An 18797-nucleotide genomic window follows, 5' to 3' on the forward strand; every position below is an offset into this window, starting at 1 on the left:
GAGGGTGGATGGACAGGTGTCGGGTGGACGGGGCAGGCCGGATCACGTGAGCCGCCCTCGGAGGCGGATGACGCGCATCCGGATCAGCAGCGCCGCGGCGGCGAGCACGAGCAGCGCGAGTCCGCCGAAGAGGTAGGCGTCGGCGCCGAGGCCGCCGGTGACCGGGAGCGCGAGCGCCGGTGGCGCCGCGTTCACGAACCGGTAGGTGGTGGTCTGCCCGGGCTCGGGGGCGGTGATCTCGCTCGACGTCACGTCGACCCAGGTGCTGCCCTCGAGTCGCTGCAGCCGCAGCTGCAGGTAGGCGTAGCTGCTCGATTCGCTGAGCGCGTAGGCGGCGCCGGGGCGCACGGTCACGGTGTTGTCCGCATCCGCCGCCTCTGCGCCCTGCACCGTCGTGGGGATCAGCCCGAGGGTGGCGTCGACGGGTGCGGCGGTGAGCTCGAAGTCCTCCGGCAGGAGCGAGCCCGCCATCGCGGCATCGATGTGCTTGAGCAGCACCACGTGCGCGGTCTGCTGCGTCACGGTGCAGGTGACGCGCGTGCCGACGGCGACCGTGACCGTTGCACTGGTCACCGCGACGGCGCTGCCGCCCTGGTCGACGCAGCTCCACGCACCGGCGACGTGGGTCGCGGGGCCGCCGGTCGCGGCGAGCTGATAGGCGCCGGGCGCGACATCCTGCGCGACGCCGGTGGTGAAGGCGATGGGGCTGCCGCCGGTCGGGGTCGCCGAGAGGCTCCACGCGGCGGGATCGGCGTCGGTCGCCTGGTTGACGAGCGTCAGCCGCGTCGGCTGCCGACGGTTGACGAACGAGCACTCGATGCGGGTGCCGGGCGCCACCTGCTGCAGCTGTGCGCCGTCGGCGGTCGTGAAGCTCTGCACGAAGGGCGCGGATGCGATGGGCCGCACGATGCACGCGCCCTCCTGGAACGCGAACCCGGGCTGCTGCTGCTCGGCGACCGAGACGGTGGCGCGGGCCGACGCGGAGCCGAAGGCCAGCCCCCACGTGGCGACGCCCTGGGCGTTCGTCTGCTGCTGCGCCGCGCCGACGAGCGACACGGTCGGCGTCGTCGCCGTCACCGAGGTGCTGACCGACCAGCCGGCGCCCGGCGATCGGTTCGCGCCGCCGACGTCCTCGACCACCTTGCGGATCGTCACGGATCCGGTCAGCGGTGCATTGCGGATGGTGCAGGCGACGCTCATGCCGGCCGAGGCGATCGTCACGCGGCCGGAGCCCGCCGTGCTCGTGTCGACCGGCAGCGCGGTGCCGTTCTGGTCGACGCAGCTGAAGCTCGTCGCGTAGCTCGAGGCGTTGCCGTTCGAGAACGTCTCGGTGAAGGCGTAGGTGCCGCCCGCGAGCGCGGCGACCGGCCCGGCCTGCGCGGACTGCACACCGGTGGAGGCCCCCGTCGTGGTCGCCGAGGCGAGCGACGCGCCGGCCGGGGTGCGCGAGCTGATGGTGAACTGGTCGCCGGTCCCGGCGCGCGCCACGACATCCTTCAGGATCGTGAGCGTCGACGGCGTCTGGCAGCTCGCGAGGTCGGTGCTCGAGAGCCCGCTCGCGGCGTTGCCGGCGTCGAAGGTCTGCGTCGACGGGTTGTACGAGCGCACCGCCGTGCTGCTGCCGAGGTAGAGGCGACCGTCGGCGTTGAAGGCGGCGCCGACGACGTCGCTGAGGCCGGTCACGATCGGCGTGAACGCCGCGACGGCGAGCGTCGTGTTGTTCGCCGCCGCGAGCGTCTGCGCGGCGATCGTGTAGATCCGCGTCGGCGAGCCCGTGGTGGAGGACGTGACCGCGACGTACAGGTTGCCCGCGGCGTCGAAGGCGAGGTCGCCGGTGGCCTGCTGCGTGGTCTCCTGCGTCGTGAACTGCCCGAGCCGGGTGACGCCTGTCGTCGGCGTGAAGCGGTAGAGCGCGACGCTCTGCGACTGGCCGTTGGTGAAGGCGGCGAAGGCGTAGCTGCCGTCGCCGAGGTTGACGGCACCGGCGGTGTAGCGCGCGGAGGCGAGGCTCACGTCGTTCGCGAGCGGGATGCGCTGCCACCCCTGACTGACCGAGTAGTAGCGGAACGCGCCGATGCCGGATGCGTTGGACGATGGCCGCTCGATGAGGTACGCCGTGGTGCCGCCCGGTCCGATGCCGAGACCGTTGGCCTCGTTGTTGCCGAAGTTCGGCACGGTCGCGAAGACCTGGCTCGTCGACGCCCCGCCGCCCGTGGGCGTGACGCGCGTGATCACGCCGGTCGAGGAGAGCGAGTAGAACGACCCCGCGGTGCACACGAGCGCCGCGTTGGCCGCGGTCGTGAAGGTGCCGAGATCGGCACTCGCCGACGTGAGGCTCGCGGTGCGCCAGCTCGTGTCGGTCCAGAAGCGGCCCGCCGGCGGCGTAGCCGGGCGCACCCGGTACTCGTGCTGGGCTGTGGCGCTGTTCACCGCGACGGGATCGGCGCCGACCTGGCTCAGCTGCAGCTCACCCGCGTCGGGGTCGAGGTCGCCGCTTCCCGCGCAGCCGGCCGTGCAGTCGGCGACGGTCGCGCTCGCGCTCCACGCCGACCAGTCGGCCCACCAGGTCTCGCCCGCGAGCACCGTGCCGGTGCGCGAGCGATGCTGCACCTCGAAGGTCGAGCCGGCCGCCGCGGGCGAGACGAGCCAGTGGAGCGAGGGCGTCTCGACCCCAGCCTCCGGCCCGCCGACCGCGAGGGGCGCGATCGGGGCGTCGGCGAGCTCGGAGACCGGCTCATCCGTCGGGGAGGCGGACGCCTGAGGTGCCGTCGGCTCTACCGGAGCGGCTGAGGCGGGCGAGGGCTGCGCAGGGGCCGGCGCGGCTGGGGCCGGGCTCGCCGCTGGTGCGGGCGCGGGCGCGGTCGTGGGGGCGGGCTCGGTCGTCGGCGCCGGCTGCGCGGACGGCGCCGGCTGGGCCGAGGGGGCCGGCTGGGCCGAGGGCACGGGGGCCGGCGCGGAGGGTGCGGGCTGCGCCACAGGCGCCTGCGGAGCAGCGGTCTCCGAGGGCGCCGGAGCCGTCGACGCAGACTCGGTCGGCGCCGCGTCCGAGCCCGACGGCGCTGCCGCCGCCGTGAGCGACGCCGCAGCGGAGGTCTGGGCCGCGGGGGCGTCGGATGTCGACGGTGCGGCGGCGTCGGCCGCGCTCGCAGCGCTCGGCGCGAGCACCGTCAGCGCGAGCGAGCACGCGATCGCCGTGGCGATCGGGCCGAGCACCGAACGTGGTGAGCGGCGGCGTGAGGGCGTGCGCGATCGCATGGCGAGACACCTTCCGGACAGGCGGGTGCTGAGGCCCTGCCAGTGCAGAAGAGACGCTCCGACGCGGGCCCCGCTGGGGTTGCCTGCAACGTATTGAGCAAGACTCAAGGAGGCCGCGGTCGTTCACCGAACGAATCCTCAACGTACGATAAGCGCGTTACCGAACACTGTGCGTTGTACGCAAAGACGCCGCTGGTCGCAGGCTTCGCTCAGGTGAGGCGCGCGCTCATCGAGCGGTAGGCCGCCGCGAAGGCGAAGCCGCACGCGAGGCCCACCGCCCACCACGGCGGTCCGGGGATCTCCGGCATGATGCGCTCGGGCGCGTCGGCCTCGGGCGTGGGGATGCGCTCGCCCGTGACGATGATGCGGTGGCTGTTGACGCCGAGGGGCGTGCACGTCACGAGGCTCACGAGGTCGCGGCCGAGCTCGGGCGCGAGCGAGTCGGTCTCGCTCGGCTCGATCACCTGCACCTCGCGCACCCGGTAGGTCAGCACCTCGCCGTAGACGTCGAGCTCGAAGACGTCGCCGACGGCCACCTGATCGAGGTCGCTGAAGAGCACCGACTCCGGCAGCCCGCGGTGGCCCGTCAGCACGCTGTGCGTGCTCTCCCCGCCGACCGGCAGCGCCGAGCCGAGCAGGTGGCCGACGCCCTTCCGCAGCGTCACCTCGTCGGTGCCGTGGTAGATCGGCAGGTCGACGGCTATGGAAGGGATCCGGATGCGGGCCATGACGTCGGCGGGGCCCAGGTCGAGCTGCTCCTCGTAGGCGGCGACGATGGCGCGCTGCTCGCTGAGCGGCGTACCGCCGTACGGGTCGATGAGCGCCCCGCCCGTGAGGGTCTGGTTGTAGGCGCGCGCGTCGGCGAGCTCCTGCTCGCGCCCTTCCGGGCCGAGGTCGGTCATCACCTCGGCGTAGTCGTCGATGCGGTGCGACTGCTCGAGCTGGCTGAACCAACCCGCGATCGACGGGTACAGCAGGGTGCTGACGCCGCCGATGACCATGAGCGCGACGATCAGCGAGGAGCCGGGCGCTCGCCGCCGCGTCCGCCGCGCCGGCGAGGCCGCGGATGCGCGGGGGGCCGGGGCGGACTCGGCGGCGAGCGTCACGGTGGCTCCTTCGGAGGAGGTCAGCCCCGCGGCAGCGGAGGGATGGGGCCGCTGCCGCGGGACTGGGTCTGGGTGGCTCAGCCCTGCTCGGCGGCCTTGCGGCGACGCACGAGCATGAAGCCGAGGGCGCCGAGCAGCAGGCCGGCGCCGCCGATCATGAAGGCGGCCTGGCCGGCGCCACCGGTGATGGGCAGCGCGTAGGCGGGCACCTGGTCGTTGACGACCACGGCCTCGACGGCGGCGTTGACGCCGACGGGAATCGCCAGGGTCCACTCGGTCGTCGCGCCGAGCACATACCCGGCGGGCGCAGACTTCTCGCGGATCAGGTACGTCTGCGCGCCGTTCGCGTCGGTGCGCAGGCCGGCGATCGCGACAACGCCGTTCACGTCGCTCGTGAACTCCGTGCGGCCACCGATGGCGACCACTTCGCCCGAGGCGTCGACGACCTCGAAGATCGCGCCCTGCAGCGGCGCGCCATTGTCGTCGTTCTTCTGCAGCTCGATGCCGCCGAAGTACACGGATGCGGTGTTCGACGTGATGCTCGCGCCGTTGATCGTGATGGTGGCCGAGTTGCCGATCGTGCCGGCGCCGAAGCTCTGGACGGTCGTGTCGATGGCCACCGCCACGCGCTGGTCGGGGTTGGCGGCGAGCACAGCGCGACCCGCGGCGGTGAACTCGATGCGCAGCGCCTGCCCCGTGAGCGTCACCGAGAAGTCCGTGCCGCGCACGAGCGTCGTGCTGCCGACGGTGATGCGCACGGCGCCGGTGTCGCCGATGGTGTGCGCGAGGCGGTCGTCGAGCGTCTCGGTGATCACGAAGGAGTCGACGGTCGTGCCGGCAGTGGCGACGGGAACGCCGATGTCGAGCGTCCACGTCACATTCGAGCCGAGGCCCTCCTGCTCGAACGCCTCAGCGCGGTTGGTGACGTCGGAGACCGTGCTCTTGGGGAAGACGTGCACGTCATAGTTCCAGGCGCCCGTTGCCTCGACGGGCTGCGGGACCACCACGAGGAACGGCTGCGACTTGATCACGATGCCGGCCGCCGCGGGAGCGTCGAGCTCCTCGACGAGGTAGACGCCCTGCGGAACGACCTGTCGGACGCTGCCATCGGCGCCCGTCGTCACGGTCCAGGCGTTCACGCCGGCCGTCGCGCCGAGCGGGTACGTGGCAGGAGCCGCGATCACGGCCGGCGCCTTGAGCGTCCGGAGCGTCGTCCACGTGCTGTTCTGCGCGACGTCGAGGCTCGTCACCCGGCGGATCGAGTAGTCGACGCCCGAAATCGGGTCGCCGGCGACCGGGTCGGTCGAAGCACCGGTGCCAGGAGCGCCGGCCGCCCCCGTCTGCTCGTGCTTGTGGATGGTGATCGCCGCCGGCGCAGCAGGGTCGATGTTGGCCGCAGCGGAAGCGGGCAGCACGGCGCCGAAGGCGGCAAGCGTCGCGAGGGCGACGGCGCCGAAGCCGGCGACGATGCGCGCCGACAGGCTCTTGGTGGTTGTTGCCATGGAGGCAGTTCCTTCCTGGAGGGGTGGTGCAGAGGGACGGTTGTGCTGGGGTCTGGGGTTCACGCTCGGCGGCCTGCCGTGCGGGAGCGGATCCTCGTGCGGACGAGGAGGAACGCGGAGGCGAGGAAGGAGAGCAGCAGCACGCCCGATCCGCCGAGCTGGTAGGTGTCGGCGCCGACGCCGCCGGTGAGGGGCAGCGCCAGGGGCGCGGGCGCCGCGCTGACGAACCGGTAGACCTCGTGCCCGCCGACGGCGACGCGGGCGGTCGGCGAGGTCACGGTCACCCACTCGGCCTCGAGGAAGACGCCGTTCGCGGGGTAGCCTCCGCGGTACTGCTGGAGCTCGAGCCCGAGCGCCGCGTAGCTCGTCGCCTCGGTGAGTCGGTACTCGTGGTCGGGGCGCACGTCGAAGCTGTTTGCGCCGGCGCCGCTGGGCACAACGGTCTCGCTGCCGGGCACCGTGACGGCGGGCAGGCCGGCGATGGCAGTCGACGGGGTGGCCGTGAGCGTGAACCCGCTCGCGAGCAGCGCGCTCGGCTGACCGGCGACGTGCTTCAGCAGCGTGAGCCGCGCGGTCGTGAGCGTGACGGTGCACGTCACCTGAGAGCCCTGCGCCACGGTCACCTTGCTGTCGGTCACGGGAACGGTTGTGCCCTGCTGGTCGACGCAGGCCCAGGTGCCGAGATAGGCAGGGTCGCCCGTAGCAGTGAGCGTGTACGGCACGCCCTTCGTGACGGACGCGGTCGCGGTGCGCGAACCCGTCGCACCCGAGGGGCCAAGGACGTTCTGCGGGTCGCGCGACGACAGCTGCCAGGTCGTCGGAGCGGCCCCGCCCGGCGCCGCGACGGCCGCCGCAAGTGTCAGCGTGGTGGGCTGTTCCCGATTGAGGAAGCGACAGTGCACTGTCGATCCGGCCGGCACGCCCGGGACAGTGATGTTGCGCGTCGCCGTGCCGCTGACGCTGGGCAGGGGTGTTCCGCTCGGCGCAATCACGTCGCAGCGCACTGACTCCGGTGCGTACCCGGCGCGAGCCGGCTCCTCAACGGTGATCGTCGCCGGAGTCGTCGCCGAGGGGTGCACGAAGCGCAGCTCCGGCGTCACGCCGGACGCCTGGGTCGTGCGCACGAACGAGGTCGGGCTGCCGCTGCCGAACGCGGTGGTGATGGCCATCGCCCAATCGGCGCCGGGCGAGGAGACCGAATCGGTCGGGCCCAGGAGACCCTTCGCGACGGTGATGACGGTACGGAGCGGCATGATCGTGATGGTGCACACGACGCTGGCGCCGGCAGGCACGTTCACAGACGCGGACCATCCATCGACCGGAGTGAAGCTCGTGCCCGTGCACGCGATGCGGGCCGAGTAGTAGGGCGCCTGAGCAGAAGGAACGCTCGCAGCAGTGACGGTGTATTGCCCCGGCGTCACGACCGACGGCCCGACCTGCGCGGCCGTATTGGCTCCGGTCGACGCCGGCCCCAGATTGACGGTGCCAGCGGCGCTCACTTGGAACGAGTCCGCTGCGAGGTCGCGCCTCGTCACCTGCACGGCGACGGTCAGCGACGAGTTCGCCGCCGGCACCGCGCAGGTCGCGAGGTCGGTCGCACCAGGACCGAGGCCGGTGGTGATCTCCGAGCGCTGCGTCCAGGTGACCGGGTCGTAGCGGCGCAGCGTCGTGGCGTTCGACAGCAGCACGGAGCCGTCGTCGGCGAACGCGGCGCCGTTGATGCCGCTGAGGCTGACCTCCCGAGGCGAGCCTGCCGTCGCAGCGATCGAGCCGCCGTTCGCAGCCGCGAGCGCGGCTGCCGCCACCGTGAAAGTCGTGACCGAGGTCGCGCCCGCGCGCATGATCACCAGGTCGCCTGCCCCGTCGAACGCCATGTCGCCGCTGCCATCGCTCGAGGCTCCCGTCGCGATCGTGCCGACGAGGGCGACGGCGTTGCTCTGCGCGTCGTACTGGTGCAGCTGGAAGGAACCGGAGGTCGTGAATCCCCCGAAGAGGAAGCGGCTGCTCGCGCGGTCGTACGCGCCGGCGACGATCGAATAGGCGACCGACGTGCTCACGGGGACGCGCCGCCAGCCGCCTGAGGTGTCGTACCGCAGCACGGCGCTGAGCCTGGAGCCGCTCCGGTCGACCGCGTAGAGCTCGGAGCCGGTGCCGGCGGCGAGGCCGTTGGCCTCGCCGGTCAAGCCGGTCCAGGCACCGAAGAGGGTCACCACAGGTGAGTTCGCCGTCGACACCTGCTGCACAGCGCCACTGCTCAACAGCGCGAACGCCGTACCGGCACACGGAACCGAGGGCAGCACCACGCGGTCCACTCGGAACGGACCGAGCGTCACGGTCGACAGCCAGCTGTTCGACGACCCGGTGGCGGCGGGGGCCGTGCTCGTGAAGGTCGCACCAGGCGGCTGAGGGACGGGCGAGACGCGGTAGCGGCGCATGCCGTTGTGGTTCGGGTCGTTCAGCAGCACCTGCAGCTCGCCCGCACCGGGGTGGATATCCGGCCCCGAGCACGGAGCCTCGGTGCAGTCCACGACGGTGAGGGCCTGGGCGGTCTCCCAGTTCTCGGAGCCGTTGCCCTGGGCCTTCTCGACGCGGTACGTCGCTCCGCCGTAGAGCGCACCGCTGCCGTCGACAGTCCGCCAGTAGAGCGAGCCGCCCTGCGTCGGCAGCGCTGCGGCCTCGACAGGGGAGGCCGGCATCTGCGGCAGCACGCTCGCGGCGACCGCGAGCGCAACGACGGCGACGGCGACGCCGAGCGGGCGTCGTCGTGCAGAGGTGCGCGTGAGCATGCGAGTTCCATCCCTGGATCGTTCGTGATGTGAGCGAGCTCGCGGTGCGCTTCGAGGGCTGGCCGTCGGTGGTCTCCGTCGCAGCTCGCTTCGTCGATGAACGTATTGAGCGAACCTCAGGAGCCGGGGGCTCAGAACGCAAGGAAATCTCAGCGTCTCCGGGTGATTCAAAAGTGAACGAAACCGAACGCTGTTCGAATGGAGGAATCCTCAATCTGGCTTCGGATTGGCTCAAGACGGCGCGTCGTGGTCGTTCACATGACGGACACATGCGCGGCGTAGCCTGGCCCCATGGCCATCGACCGCACCCGCGCTGACATCGAATGCTGGCTCACCGACATGGATGGCGTGCTCGTCCACGAGGACCGCCCGCTCCCCGGCGCGAAGGAGCTGCTGCAGCAGTGGCAGGACGCCGGCACCGAGTTCCTGGTGCTCACCAACAACTCGATCTTCACGCCGCGCGACCTCTCTGCGCGACTGCGCGCATCCGGCCTCATCGTGCCCGAGGAGCGGATCTGGACGAGCGCGCTCGCGACCGCCGACTTCCTGCACGACCAGATGCCGGGCGGCTCGGCCTACGTCATCGGCGAGGCGGGCCTCATCACCGCGCTGCACGACATCGGCTTCACGATGACCGAGACGAAGCCCGACTTCGTGGTGATCGGCGAGACCCGCTCGTACTCGTTCGAGGCGATCACCAAGGCGATCCGCCTCATCGCCGGCGGCGCGCGCTTCATCTCGACCAATCCCGACGCGACCGGCCCGAGCGCCGACGGCGTGCTGCCGGCGACCGGCGCGATCAACGCGCTCATCACGAAGGCGACGGGCCGCGTGCCCTACATCGTCGGGAAGCCCAACCCCATGATGTTCCGCTCGGCGCTCAACAAGATCGGCGCGCACTCCGAGGTGACCGGCATGATCGGCGACCGCATGGACACCGACATCGTCGCCGGCATGGAGGCGGGCCTGCACACCGTGCTCGTCATGACGGGCATCAGCGACCCGGCGGTCGTCGAGACCTTCCCGTTCCGCCCCGACGAGATGCTGCGCAGCGTGCAGGAGCTGCTGGAGCCCGCGCCGGTCGACTCCGAGCTCGACGAGCCCCGCGCCGACGTCTGAGGGCGGATGCGCCGGGCGCTCAGGCGCTCAGGCCTCGGAGAGCAGGCGGATCACGTGCGCGCCGAAGACACCGCCCGCGATGACGAGCGCGAGCGCGGCGAGCGGGATGACGAGCTTGTCGACGCCGCGGTGCGCGGCCTCGCGCGCGTCGAGGCCGTCGAGCCGGATCCAGCCGTAGCGGGCCGCCTTGCCGCGGCCCGCAGCGAGCGCCGCGAGCACGAGCGCGAGTGCGCCGGCGACGAGCGTCAGCAGCAGCCACACGGGCGAGAGCGCCGCCCCCTCTGCCGCCGAGAAGGGCGCGAGCGCGAGCGCGGCGAGACCGATCGGCAGCACCCACCACGTGGCGGGCGGCCCGAAGCCGCGCGCCATGAACACCCACGCCGCAGTGCCGCCCGCGAGCGCCACCATGCCCATGAGCAGCCCGCCCCATCCCGAGACCTGGCAGATCGACTGCGAGAGCGCGCCGCACGCGCCGTCCCGGTACGAGAGCAGCAGGCCCGTCGCGCGGGAGGCGGCGCTCGCGCCGAAGCCGATCGCGGTCCAGCCGACGAGCACGCCGAGCCAGCCGGAGAAGCGATCGCCGGCGACGATCAGCGGCGGCAGCCTGAGGAGGCGATCCGACCAGCGCATGCCTGCCACGCTACGCCGCCCGGGCGCCCGCGGCGGCGAGGGACCTGCGCTCGCGCCCGAGCATCCGGTCGAGCTCCTGCACGGCGGCGCGGCCGGCACGGTTGGCGCCGACCGTCGACTGGCTCGGTCCGAAGCCGATGAGGTGCACGCGCGCGTCGGCGACCGCGCGGGTGCCGACGACCTGCGGCACGCCGAGGTCGTTGCGCAGTCCGAGCGGGTCGAGGTGGCGGAGGTCGGCGCGGAAGCCCGTCGCCCACAGGATGGCGTCGACGCTCGTGAAGCTGCCGTCGGCCTCGCGCACGCCGTGCGGCTCGATCGCTGTGAACATCGGCCGCCGCTCGAGCGCCCCGCGAGCCTTGGCGCGCAGCGCGTAGTCCGTCCAGAGCAGGCCCGTGTAGGAGACGACGCTGCCCGTGGGCCGGCCGGCCTCCGCATCGGCGGTCACGCGCTCGATGACGTCGCGGCCGGTCGTCTCCGGTTCGAAGTCCCCGTCGAGGAAGACCGGCTCGCGGCGCGTGTACCAGCGGGTGTCGGCGACGGCCGAGAGCTCCTCGAGCTGCTGCACGGCCGAGATGCCGCCGCCCACCACCGCCACGCGCTGGCCGGCGAACGCATCCGCCGACACGTAGTCGCGGGTGTGCAGCTGGCGGCCCTGGAACGCATCCGCCCCCGGGTACTCGGGCAGCGTCGGGTTGTTCCACGTGCCGGTCGCGTTGATGATCGCGCGCGTGCGCCAGGCGCCGGCGCTCGAGGCGACGAGCAGCTCGCCCTCAGGGTCGTCGTCGACCGCCGTGACGGTCTCGACGCGGACGGGGCGGAGGATCGGCAGCTGCCGCTCGCGCTCGAACGCGGCGAAGTAGCGGGGCACCGCGTCGCGGCTCGGCTCGCTCGGGTCGATGGCAGGCTGCGGGAAGCCCGGCAGGTCGAAGATGCCGTTGACGGTCGCCATGCGCAGCGACTCCCAGCGGTGCTGCCAGGCGCCGCCCGGCGCCGCGTCGGCGTCGAGCATCACGAACGTGCGCTCGGCATCGGGCTCGTCGAGCGCGCTCGCGTAGCCGCGGCGCTGCAGGTGGTGACCCGCCGAGAGGCCCGCCTGGCCGGCGCCGATCACCATGATCGTCGCGGCGCGCTCGCCCCCGGTGCCGGTCATCGCTCCCCCTGATCGTTCGAATCGCAACGATAGGGACAACGCCGGGCGCCGGGGTTCGCTTCCCCGGTCGGGCCGCGCGGCGTCAGAGGGCGGAGATGAGCGCGCCCTGCAGCAGCCCCGAGAGCGCGCCGACGATCGCCGCGGCGCCGACGCCGATCGCCGAGCCCGCGATCACGCGTGCGCGCTCGCCGCGCAGCAGGGAGGCGAGGCCGAAGCCGATCGCGAGCAGCGCGAGCACCGCCGATGCCGTCGCGAGCGCGGCGCTCGCCGGCCCGATCATCGACGGGGCGGCGCCGTCGGCGAGCAGGCCCGCGAACACCACCGAGCGCACCGGGCCGGAGAGCAGCTCGAGCACCGCGAAGACCATCGCGACGATGGCGAACGCTTTGCCCTTGCCCTGCTCCGTGCCCTCGCCCGCGGCCGGCGGCGCGAACGTCGGATGCGGGCCGTACTGCGGCTGCTGCGCGCCGGGCGCAGGCTGCGTGTGCTGGGCGATCTGGCCGGGCTGCCCGGACTGCTCGGCTGGCCGGTGCGGGTGCGGTGCGGGGTGCGACATGCGTCGACCGTAGGGCCGCGCGCTGGACGCGGCCTGACGCATCCGCCTCTCTCGACCGGGCTCGTGGTCGGATGAGCCGATCGTCGTCGCAGCCGACCCCTCTCTCGGTTGAGCGCACCGGCAGGTAGCCTCGACGTGTGATCCCCGACGACTGGATGCCGCACCGCCGCGCCGACGGCGAGGTGGTGGGCTTCGTGCGGCAGGTCGGCGAGGCGTTCCAGCCGATGGACCTCTTCGGGCGGCCGCTCGGCGACCCGAGCGACTGGCTCGCGGTCGAGGAGGCGCTCGATGCGCACACGATCGCCTGGATCGACGAGCCGTGGCTGCTCGAGGTCGACGGGGCGGATGTGCGGGTGCGGGTCGTCGAGGTCACGCCGGCGCGCATCCGCGTCAAGCTCGACGACTTCGGCGACGTGACGGCGTCGGCGCGCTTCTGGGAGGTGCCGTTGCCCGAGCGCGGCTGCTTGCGTCCGGCGCCGCCTGCGACGGAGTGGCCGAGCCGCTGATGCGGCCGTCCGAGATCAGGCGGGCTTGAGCAGCCAGGCGATCAGCAGCATCACCGGGAGCGACGCGAGGGTCGTCAGCAGCACGATGTCGCGCGTGATGACGGTCGCCCGGTCGTAGCGCAGCGCGTACTGGTACATGTTCTGCGCGCTCGGGAGCGCGGCCATCACGGTGCACGCGTAGACGAGCTGGTCGTCCATGCCGAAGGCGAATCGGGCGAGCACGTAGGCGGCCACGGGCATCGCGAGGTTCTTGAGCACCACGGCGAGCCACACCTCGCGGCGCCCGGTGCCCGGCTGCAGCGGCCTGTCACCGCCGAGCGAGATGCCGAAGGCGAGCAGCATGAGCGGCACCGCCGCCCCGCCGAGGATCTCGAGCGGCGCGAGCACGGGCGCCGGCAGCTGGATGTCGAGGGCGCTCACGATCGCGCCGAGCCCGGCGCCGATGAGCATGGGGTTGCGGAGCGGCTGGGTGAGGATGCCGGCGACGGATGCGCGGCCGGCGGTGAGGATGTCGAGCGTCACGAGCAGCAGTGGCGCGATGACGAGCAGCTGCAGCAGCAGCATGGGGCCGACGAAGCCCGCGTCGCCGATGACGTAGATGGCGACCGGGAGGCCGATGTTGTTGACGTTGCTGTAGCCGGTGGCGGTCGCGGCGAGGGCGAGGCGGCTGGGGTCCTTCGTGAGCCACAGGCGCGCGACCACGAGGTAGATGAGCGCGACGACCGCGAAGGCGAGGAGCGCGACCGCGAGCACGCTCGAGAAGAGCAGCCCGACGTCGGAGTCGGCGAGCACCGTGAAGAGGAGCGCGGGGCTCGCGGCGAAGAACGACGTGCGGTTGAGCACGAGCCGGCCCTCTTGCGAGACCACCTTGAAGCGCGCGAGCAGCCAGCCGACGAGGATGACGAATCCGATGATGGCGAAGCCGATGAGCACTCCGGTCACGCGACCTCCCCCGCTGTCTGACATCTAGTGTGCACTACGCGCGGGTTGCCGCAGCGCGGTGCGCGGGGGTCGCGTGGTGGGTGCGAGCGGCGGGGTCTGCCGCTCGGCGTGGGCGGTGAGTCTCGTGACGCGAGCCGCCTGCGGCGGCGCGCTCCTCGACCAGCGGACGGGCTGTGGGTCTCGTGACGCGTGCGGGCTCCGCCCGCGCGCTCCTCGACCGGCGAAGGCGCCGAGGCCTACTGCGGGGTGAGGCCCAGGTCGTCGAGCGTGATCGCCGCGCGGTACTCGACGCCCTCCGCCTCGATGGCCGCCTGCGCGCCGGTCGCGCGGTCGACGATCACGGCGACCGCGACCACCTCGGCACCGACCTTCCGCAGGGCCTCGATGGCCTTGATGGGGCTGCCGCCCGTCGTCGAGGTGTCCTCGAGCACGACGACGCGCTTGCCGGCGAGCTCGGGCCCCTCGATCTGGCGGCCGCGGCCATGGTCCTTCGGCTCCTTGCGCACGACGAACGCATCCACCGCGAGGCCGCGGGCGAGACCGCGGTGCAGCACGGCGTTCGCGAGCGGGTCGGCGCCCATCGTCAAGCCGCCGACCGCTGCGACGCCAGGGATGTCGGCGATGAGGTCGAGCAGCACGTCGCCGATGAGCGGCGCCGCCCGGTGGTCGAGCGAGAGCTTGCGCAGATCGATGTAGTAGCTCGCACGCTTGCCGCTGGTGAGGGTGAAGTCGCCGTGGAAGACGGCTTCGTCACGGATGAGCTGGATGAGCTGGTCGCGCGCGGTCACGCCCACCAGGCTACTTCGACGCGCGAGCCGCCCGAGGCGCGAGCGCCACTGGGCCGCGTCAGGCGCCGACGGCGGTGAGCGGCGCGTAGGCGATGCGCGCCTGGCGCCCCGTCCACGCGGCGATGCGCTCGGAGGGCGTCGCGTCGGCCGGCGGCTCGAGGGCCGGGCCGAAGACGCCGGGCGCGCGGATCACGGTGTCGTCGGCGCGCTCGCGGTACCGGTCCATCCACGCGAGCAGCGCGTCGGGGAAGTCGAGGTTCGCGCCGAGGCCGACGCGCACGCCGGCCCAGCGCACGTCCCACGCGTGCAGCGCCATGTCGAAGGTCGCGAGCGCGAGCGAGCTGAAGGCATCCTCGTCGGCCTCGTGCGCGGCGTGACGCAGCTGGGCCGCGAGCGCCTCCCACACGTCGATGACCTCGAAGGCGCCGCCCGCCGCCATCGCCGCCCGGTGGTCGGCCGACTCCTCGCGCTCACCGGGAACGCGGCCGAGCAGCGCGGCGCCCGCGTGCGCGGACTGCACGGCGGTGACGTGGCGCACCACATCGGCGATCGACCACTCCGAGCACGCCGTGGGCAGGCCGAGCCGATCGGCGCCCGCTCGAGCCTCGGCCGAGAAGAGGTCGAGAGCCTGGAGGTAGCGGTCGCGCGCGGTGCCCATCGTTCCATAGTGCACTACGGTGCGCGTGGGCCGGACATCCGTCGGCGCGTCCGCCGATCCGTCGCATTGCCCCAGCCCGTGCGCCGATGTGCCGACGCATCCGCCGCTCTCGTAGGCTCGGGGGCATGCGCATCGCCACCTGGAACGTCAACTCCGTGCGCGCCCGCACGGCACGCATCGTCGACTGGCTCGAGCGCAGCGACATCGACGTGCTCGCGATGCAGGAGATCAAGTGCAAGACCGAGCAGTTCCCGTACGCGGCGTTCGAGGCGGCGGGCTACGAGGTGCAGGCACACGGCCACAGCCAGTGGAACGGCGTGGCGATCGCCTCGAGGCTGCCGATGACAGATGTCGAGCGCGACTTCCCCGGCCAGCCCGGGTACGCGAACACCGGCGACCCGGTGGTCGAGGCCCGCGCGATGGCCGCGACGGTCGAGGGCGTGCGACTGTGGAGCCTCTACGTGCCGAACGGCCGTGAGCTCACCCACGCCCACTACGGCTACAAGCTCGAGTGGCTGCGGGTGCTCACCGGCCTCCTCGACGAGTGGCGCGGGCAGCCGCTCGCGCTCATGGGCGACTTCAACATCGCGCCGCTCGACCACGACGTGTGGGACATCGGGGTCTTCGACGGCGCGACCCACGTCTCGGCGCCCGAGCGCGCCGCGTTCCAGGGGCTGCTCGACGCCGGCCTCGTCGACGTGGTGCGCGATCGCGCCCCCGGCTACACCTACTGGGACTACAAGGCCGGGCGGTGGAACAAGGACGAGGGCATGCGCATCGACTTCGTGCTCGGCAGCCCCGAGCTCGCCGACCTGGTCGCGCGCGCCGAGATCCACCGCGACGAGCGATCCGGCGACGCCCCGAGCGACCACGTGCCGGTGGTCGTCGACCTCGACCTCGAGACCGAGCTCGACGACGACCGACCCATGATCTTCTGATGACGGATGCGTCGGCCCGCGCGGGTGCGCGGGCGCCGAGGTACGGAGTGCGGCCGTGACCGAGGAGTGGGAGGAGCTCGAGCCGCAGCGCGAGTGGACGACGGCGGATCGCTGGCGCATGGCGGCGTGGGTGCTCATCTTCCTCAACGTGCTCGGCCTGCTCGTGCTCGCGCCGGCGGGCGACAGCGGGCTCGCGGAGGCCGCGGCGGCTTCGGGCGCCGACGACGGCCCCGCGCGCATGGTCTTCTGGCTCTCGGTGCTCGGCTGCACCCTCGTGGGCAACGGCATCGGTGCCGCGGCGGCCGCGACGAAGCAGCGCTGGGCGATCGTGCCGCCCGTGCTCGCCGCGGCGGGCTGCTGGGTCGGCTTCCTCGTCGCGCAGGGACTCGTCTGAGCTAGGACGTGAGCGGGGGCGGCGGGTCGGCCTCGCCTTCGCGCTGCTCGGGATCCTCCGCGGCGGAGGCCGCTCCCTGTGCAGTCGCCGCTCCCTGGGCCGTCGCCTCGTCGGGCGCGTGCGGGTCGGCCGAGGGGCGCTGCGCCTCCTCGGCGGCGTGCGCGCCCGTCGCGCGTCCCGTCCGCGGCGCCCGCGCATCCGCTTCGTCATCGGCATCGATGGGCGGGTCGTCGTGCTCGCTGAACGCGCGGATGGTGAGCGCGACGAGGATGGCCACCGCGAGCAGCACCCACGACGAGATGGCGACCGCCATCGGGATGCCCTTGGCATCGATGCGGACGATGAGGATGATGAAGGCGAGCATGAAGCAGCCGACGACCACCGCGCCGGCCGAGGCGCCGAGCCAGAAGGGCGACCAGCGCCGCCATGCGATCGCGCGGCCCATCACGAGCGCAGTCCACGCGAGCTCCGGGAGGTGCACCGAGACGACCTGGTAGGCGACCGGATCGTCGATCTCAGGGTCGACCGCCGCGATGATCGCGAGGCACACGACCGCGTGGAACGCGACCACGACCGCGACGGCGATGCCGGTCGCGAGCACGGGCCGAGCGACGAGGAGCGAGCGCGCGCCCGGCTGAGGCGCCGCGGGCGGGGGCTCTGCAGGGTGTCGCGCTGCGGGGTCTTCGGCGTCCATGGTCTCGCTCCGGGGTCTCGAGCTGCTCCGCGACGTCGCGGGCGCGACGATGCGCGGCGGCCCGCGCGCTGGGGTACACGAGGCCGTCGAGCACGATGGTGCCACCGACCCCCCACATCGCGCACGCGCAACGCGGTTGCGTGCCGCGGCGATCCCGCTCGTCACGCCGGGAACCGGCAGGAAAGGCAGGCCGAAGCGCAAGAAACTGCCGCATCGGCCCGAATACGCTGGAAACCCGCACAGATCGAGCGCCGCGACGTCGGTGCGATCACCCCGCCCACGAGACCGCCGGGAGGCTCCCATGACGATGACCCAGGCCACCGCCGCCGACCTGCGCCAGCACCCCGCCTGGCTGCGCATCAAGGCCGCCGCCACGGCGCTGCAGCCGATGCAGTCCAAGAACGGCGCGATCGAGGACGCCGGCGACCACGACGCGGCTGGCGCCCTCGTCGCCGACCTCGCCTCGGGCATCCGCGAGCTCGCCCCGCAGTTCCCGCACGACGCCGAGTACCTCGCGCAGGCCGCGATCGACTTCGAGCGCTGGGCCGAGGGCGGCTTCGGCGAGCCCGACTTCTTCGACGCGCTCGTGCGCTTCCAGCCGCAGGAGCACCGCATCGACGGCCTCCAGCACCTCGTGGTCTTCCCGATGTACACGCAGAACGGCTCGCCCGAGCGCAAGGTCGAGGCCGTGCTCGTCGAGGTCATCTGGCCCGAGTTCATCGCCGAGCTCGAGGCGGGCGACTACTCCAACGCGCTGTTCGTGCCGCTGCGCTTCATCGACTTCACGGCCGGCTACGACACCAACTCGGCCGTGCTGTTCCCCGAGACCGTCGCGATGCGCGAGATCCCGAGCTTCACGTGGGGCGCCATCTTCCAGGACCGCGAGGCCGCGCGCTTCCGCCGCGTCGTGGAGGCCGCGTGCGACGTGACGAAGCTCGAGCTGCCCGCCGACGCCGCCGAGATGCTCGCCGACCAGACGCTCGCCGAGCAGACCTTCGTCATGTGGGACCTCATCCACGACCGCACGCACATGCGCGGCGACCTGCCGTTCGACCCCTTCATGATCAAGCAGCGCATGCCGTTCTTCCTCTACTCGCTCGAGGAGCTGCGCTGCGACCTCACCGCGTTCCGCGAGGCGGTCGCGATCGAGCGCCGCATCGCCGCCAAGGACGGAGCGACGGATGCGGAGCGCGACCTGCAGAAGCACGCGAAGCACGTGCAGTACGCGGTGATCTTCGACCGCATCTTCCGCTTCGCGATCACCGGCTCCCGCATCCGCAACTACGACGGCCTCGGCGGTCAGCTGCTGTTCGCGTGGCTGCACCAGCACCGGGTGCTCCACTGGACCGACACGCAGCTGGCGTTCGACTGGGACGAGGTGCCCGACGTCGTCAACAAGCTCGGCGAGGCGATCGAGCTGCTCTACTGGAAGTCGATCGACCGCCCGAAGGTCGCCCACTGGCTCGCCGCGTACGAGCTCGTCTCCTCGGTCGTCGAGCCGCACCCGGCATCGAAGTGGAAGGCGGGCGAGCTGCCGCTCGACGGCACGCCGCGCCAGCTCACCGACCTCGTGATGGACGACGAGTTCCCGCTGTCGATGTTCTACGAGGCGTTCGAGAAGAAGATGCGCGACGTCATCGCATCCACCAAGGGCATCACCGCCGAGTCCTGATGCGCCGGAGGCCCGTCGCGACGCGGCGGGCCTCCGCTACGCTGTGCCCACGTACGCTGCGGCCCCGGTCGCAGCGGATGCGCGGACCCCAGCCGCCGCAT

At 72.5% G+C, this 18797-nt stretch carries 16 protein-coding genes; 5 read left to right on the forward strand and 11 right to left on the reverse strand.

The window, feature by feature from the left end; genetic code table 11:
• Positions 1-42 precede the first annotated feature (42 nt).
• From BLT67_RS05935 to BLT67_RS05950, 4 genes are all read right to left on the reverse strand, one after another.
• A complete protein-coding gene (locus tag BLT67_RS05935; protein ID WP_157674212.1) occupies positions 43-3255 on the reverse strand; it encodes a hypothetical protein in 3213 nt (1070 codons plus the stop codon).
• 209 nt (positions 3256-3464) lie between these two features.
• The gene (locus BLT67_RS05940; RefSeq protein ID WP_092666160.1) at positions 3465-4361 is read right to left on the reverse strand and encodes a class C sortase; all 897 of its coding nucleotides are present in this window, start codon (positions 4359-4361) and stop codon (positions 3465-3467) included.
• Positions 4362-4438: 77 nt separating this feature from the next.
• Complete coding sequence (locus tag BLT67_RS05945; protein ID WP_092666161.1) at positions 4439-5863, reverse strand: SpaH/EbpB family LPXTG-anchored major pilin; 1425 nt, start codon at positions 5861-5863, stop codon at positions 4439-4441.
• A gap of 59 nt (positions 5864-5922) precedes the next feature.
• Positions 5923-8820, reverse strand: coding sequence for a hypothetical protein (locus tag BLT67_RS05950; protein ID WP_157674214.1), 2898 nt, complete (start codon positions 8818-8820; stop codon positions 5923-5925).
• Between the two features lie 120 nt (positions 8821-8940).
• On the opposite strand from BLT67_RS05950, the gene BLT67_RS05955 reads away from it, so the two are divergent.
• A complete protein-coding gene (locus tag BLT67_RS05955) occupies positions 8941-9768 on the forward strand; it encodes an HAD-IIA family hydrolase (RefSeq protein ID WP_092666163.1) in 828 nt (275 codons plus the stop codon).
• A gap of 27 nt (positions 9769-9795) precedes the next feature.
• Here the strand turns inward: BLT67_RS05955 and BLT67_RS05960 are convergent, their stop codons facing one another.
• The 3 genes from BLT67_RS05960 to BLT67_RS05970 form a co-directional block, all read right to left on the reverse strand.
• Positions 9796-10398 (reverse strand): hypothetical protein, encoded by a 603-nt coding sequence (locus BLT67_RS05960; protein ID WP_092666164.1) that lies wholly within the window; start codon positions 10396-10398, stop codon positions 9796-9798.
• Positions 10399-10408: 10 nt separating this feature from the next.
• Complete coding sequence (locus BLT67_RS05965) at positions 10409-11548, reverse strand: NAD(P)-binding domain-containing protein (RefSeq protein ID WP_092666165.1); 1140 nt, start codon at positions 11546-11548, stop codon at positions 10409-10411.
• Positions 11549-11630: 82 nt separating this feature from the next.
• Positions 11631-12104 carry a hypothetical protein gene (locus BLT67_RS05970; protein WP_092666166.1) on the reverse strand — a complete coding sequence of 158 codons (474 nt, stop codon included), beginning with the start codon at positions 12102-12104 and terminating at the stop codon, positions 11631-11633.
• A 137-nt stretch (positions 12105-12241) separates the two neighbouring features.
• On the opposite strand from BLT67_RS05970, the gene BLT67_RS05975 reads away from it, so the two are divergent.
• Positions 12242-12610 carry a hypothetical protein gene (locus BLT67_RS05975; RefSeq protein ID WP_231945606.1) on the forward strand — a complete coding sequence of 123 codons (369 nt, stop codon included), beginning with the start codon at positions 12242-12244 and terminating at the stop codon, positions 12608-12610.
• 15 nt (positions 12611-12625) lie between these two features.
• On the opposite strand, the gene BLT67_RS05980 is transcribed toward BLT67_RS05975, so the two are convergent.
• From BLT67_RS05980 to BLT67_RS05990, 3 genes are all read right to left on the reverse strand, one after another.
• Positions 12626-13552, reverse strand: coding sequence for an AEC family transporter (locus BLT67_RS05980; protein ID WP_092666167.1), 927 nt, complete (start codon positions 13550-13552; stop codon positions 12626-12628).
• A gap of 236 nt (positions 13553-13788) precedes the next feature.
• Positions 13789-14346, reverse strand: a complete 558-nt coding sequence (gene pyrE, locus BLT67_RS05985; protein WP_092666168.1) for an orotate phosphoribosyltransferase — start codon at positions 14344-14346, stop codon at positions 13789-13791.
• Between the two features lie 52 nt (positions 14347-14398).
• Positions 14399-14998, reverse strand: a complete 600-nt coding sequence (locus BLT67_RS05990) for a DinB family protein (protein WP_092666169.1) — start codon at positions 14996-14998, stop codon at positions 14399-14401.
• Positions 14999-15123: 125 nt separating this feature from the next.
• On the opposite strand from BLT67_RS05990, the gene BLT67_RS05995 reads away from it, so the two are divergent.
• Both BLT67_RS05995 and BLT67_RS06000 read left to right on the forward strand, forming a co-directional pair.
• Positions 15124-15936, forward strand: a complete 813-nt coding sequence (locus tag BLT67_RS05995; protein ID WP_092666170.1) for an exodeoxyribonuclease III — start codon at positions 15124-15126, stop codon at positions 15934-15936.
• A gap of 55 nt (positions 15937-15991) precedes the next feature.
• Positions 15992-16330: a hypothetical protein gene (locus BLT67_RS06000; protein ID WP_092666171.1), complete on the forward strand. Its 339-nt coding sequence runs from the start codon at positions 15992-15994 to the stop codon at positions 16328-16330.
• Between the two features lies 1 nt (position 16331).
• Here BLT67_RS06000 and BLT67_RS06005 read toward each other — a convergent pair whose 3' ends face one another.
• Entirely contained in the window at positions 16332-16931 is a 600-nt protein-coding gene (locus tag BLT67_RS06005; RefSeq protein ID WP_092666172.1) for a hypothetical protein, read from the reverse strand.
• 394 nt (positions 16932-17325) lie between these two features.
• Between BLT67_RS06005 and BLT67_RS06010 the strand changes: the two genes are divergently transcribed.
• Positions 17326-18696, forward strand: a complete 1371-nt coding sequence (locus tag BLT67_RS06010) for a DUF6421 family protein (protein ID WP_092666173.1) — start codon at positions 17326-17328, stop codon at positions 18694-18696.
• Positions 18697-18797: the final 101 nt, after the last annotated feature.

It is taken from the genome of Agrococcus carbonis (assembly GCF_900104705.1).
GTDB classification, from domain to species: Bacteria; Actinomycetota; Actinomycetes; order Actinomycetales; family Microbacteriaceae; genus Agrococcus; species Agrococcus carbonis.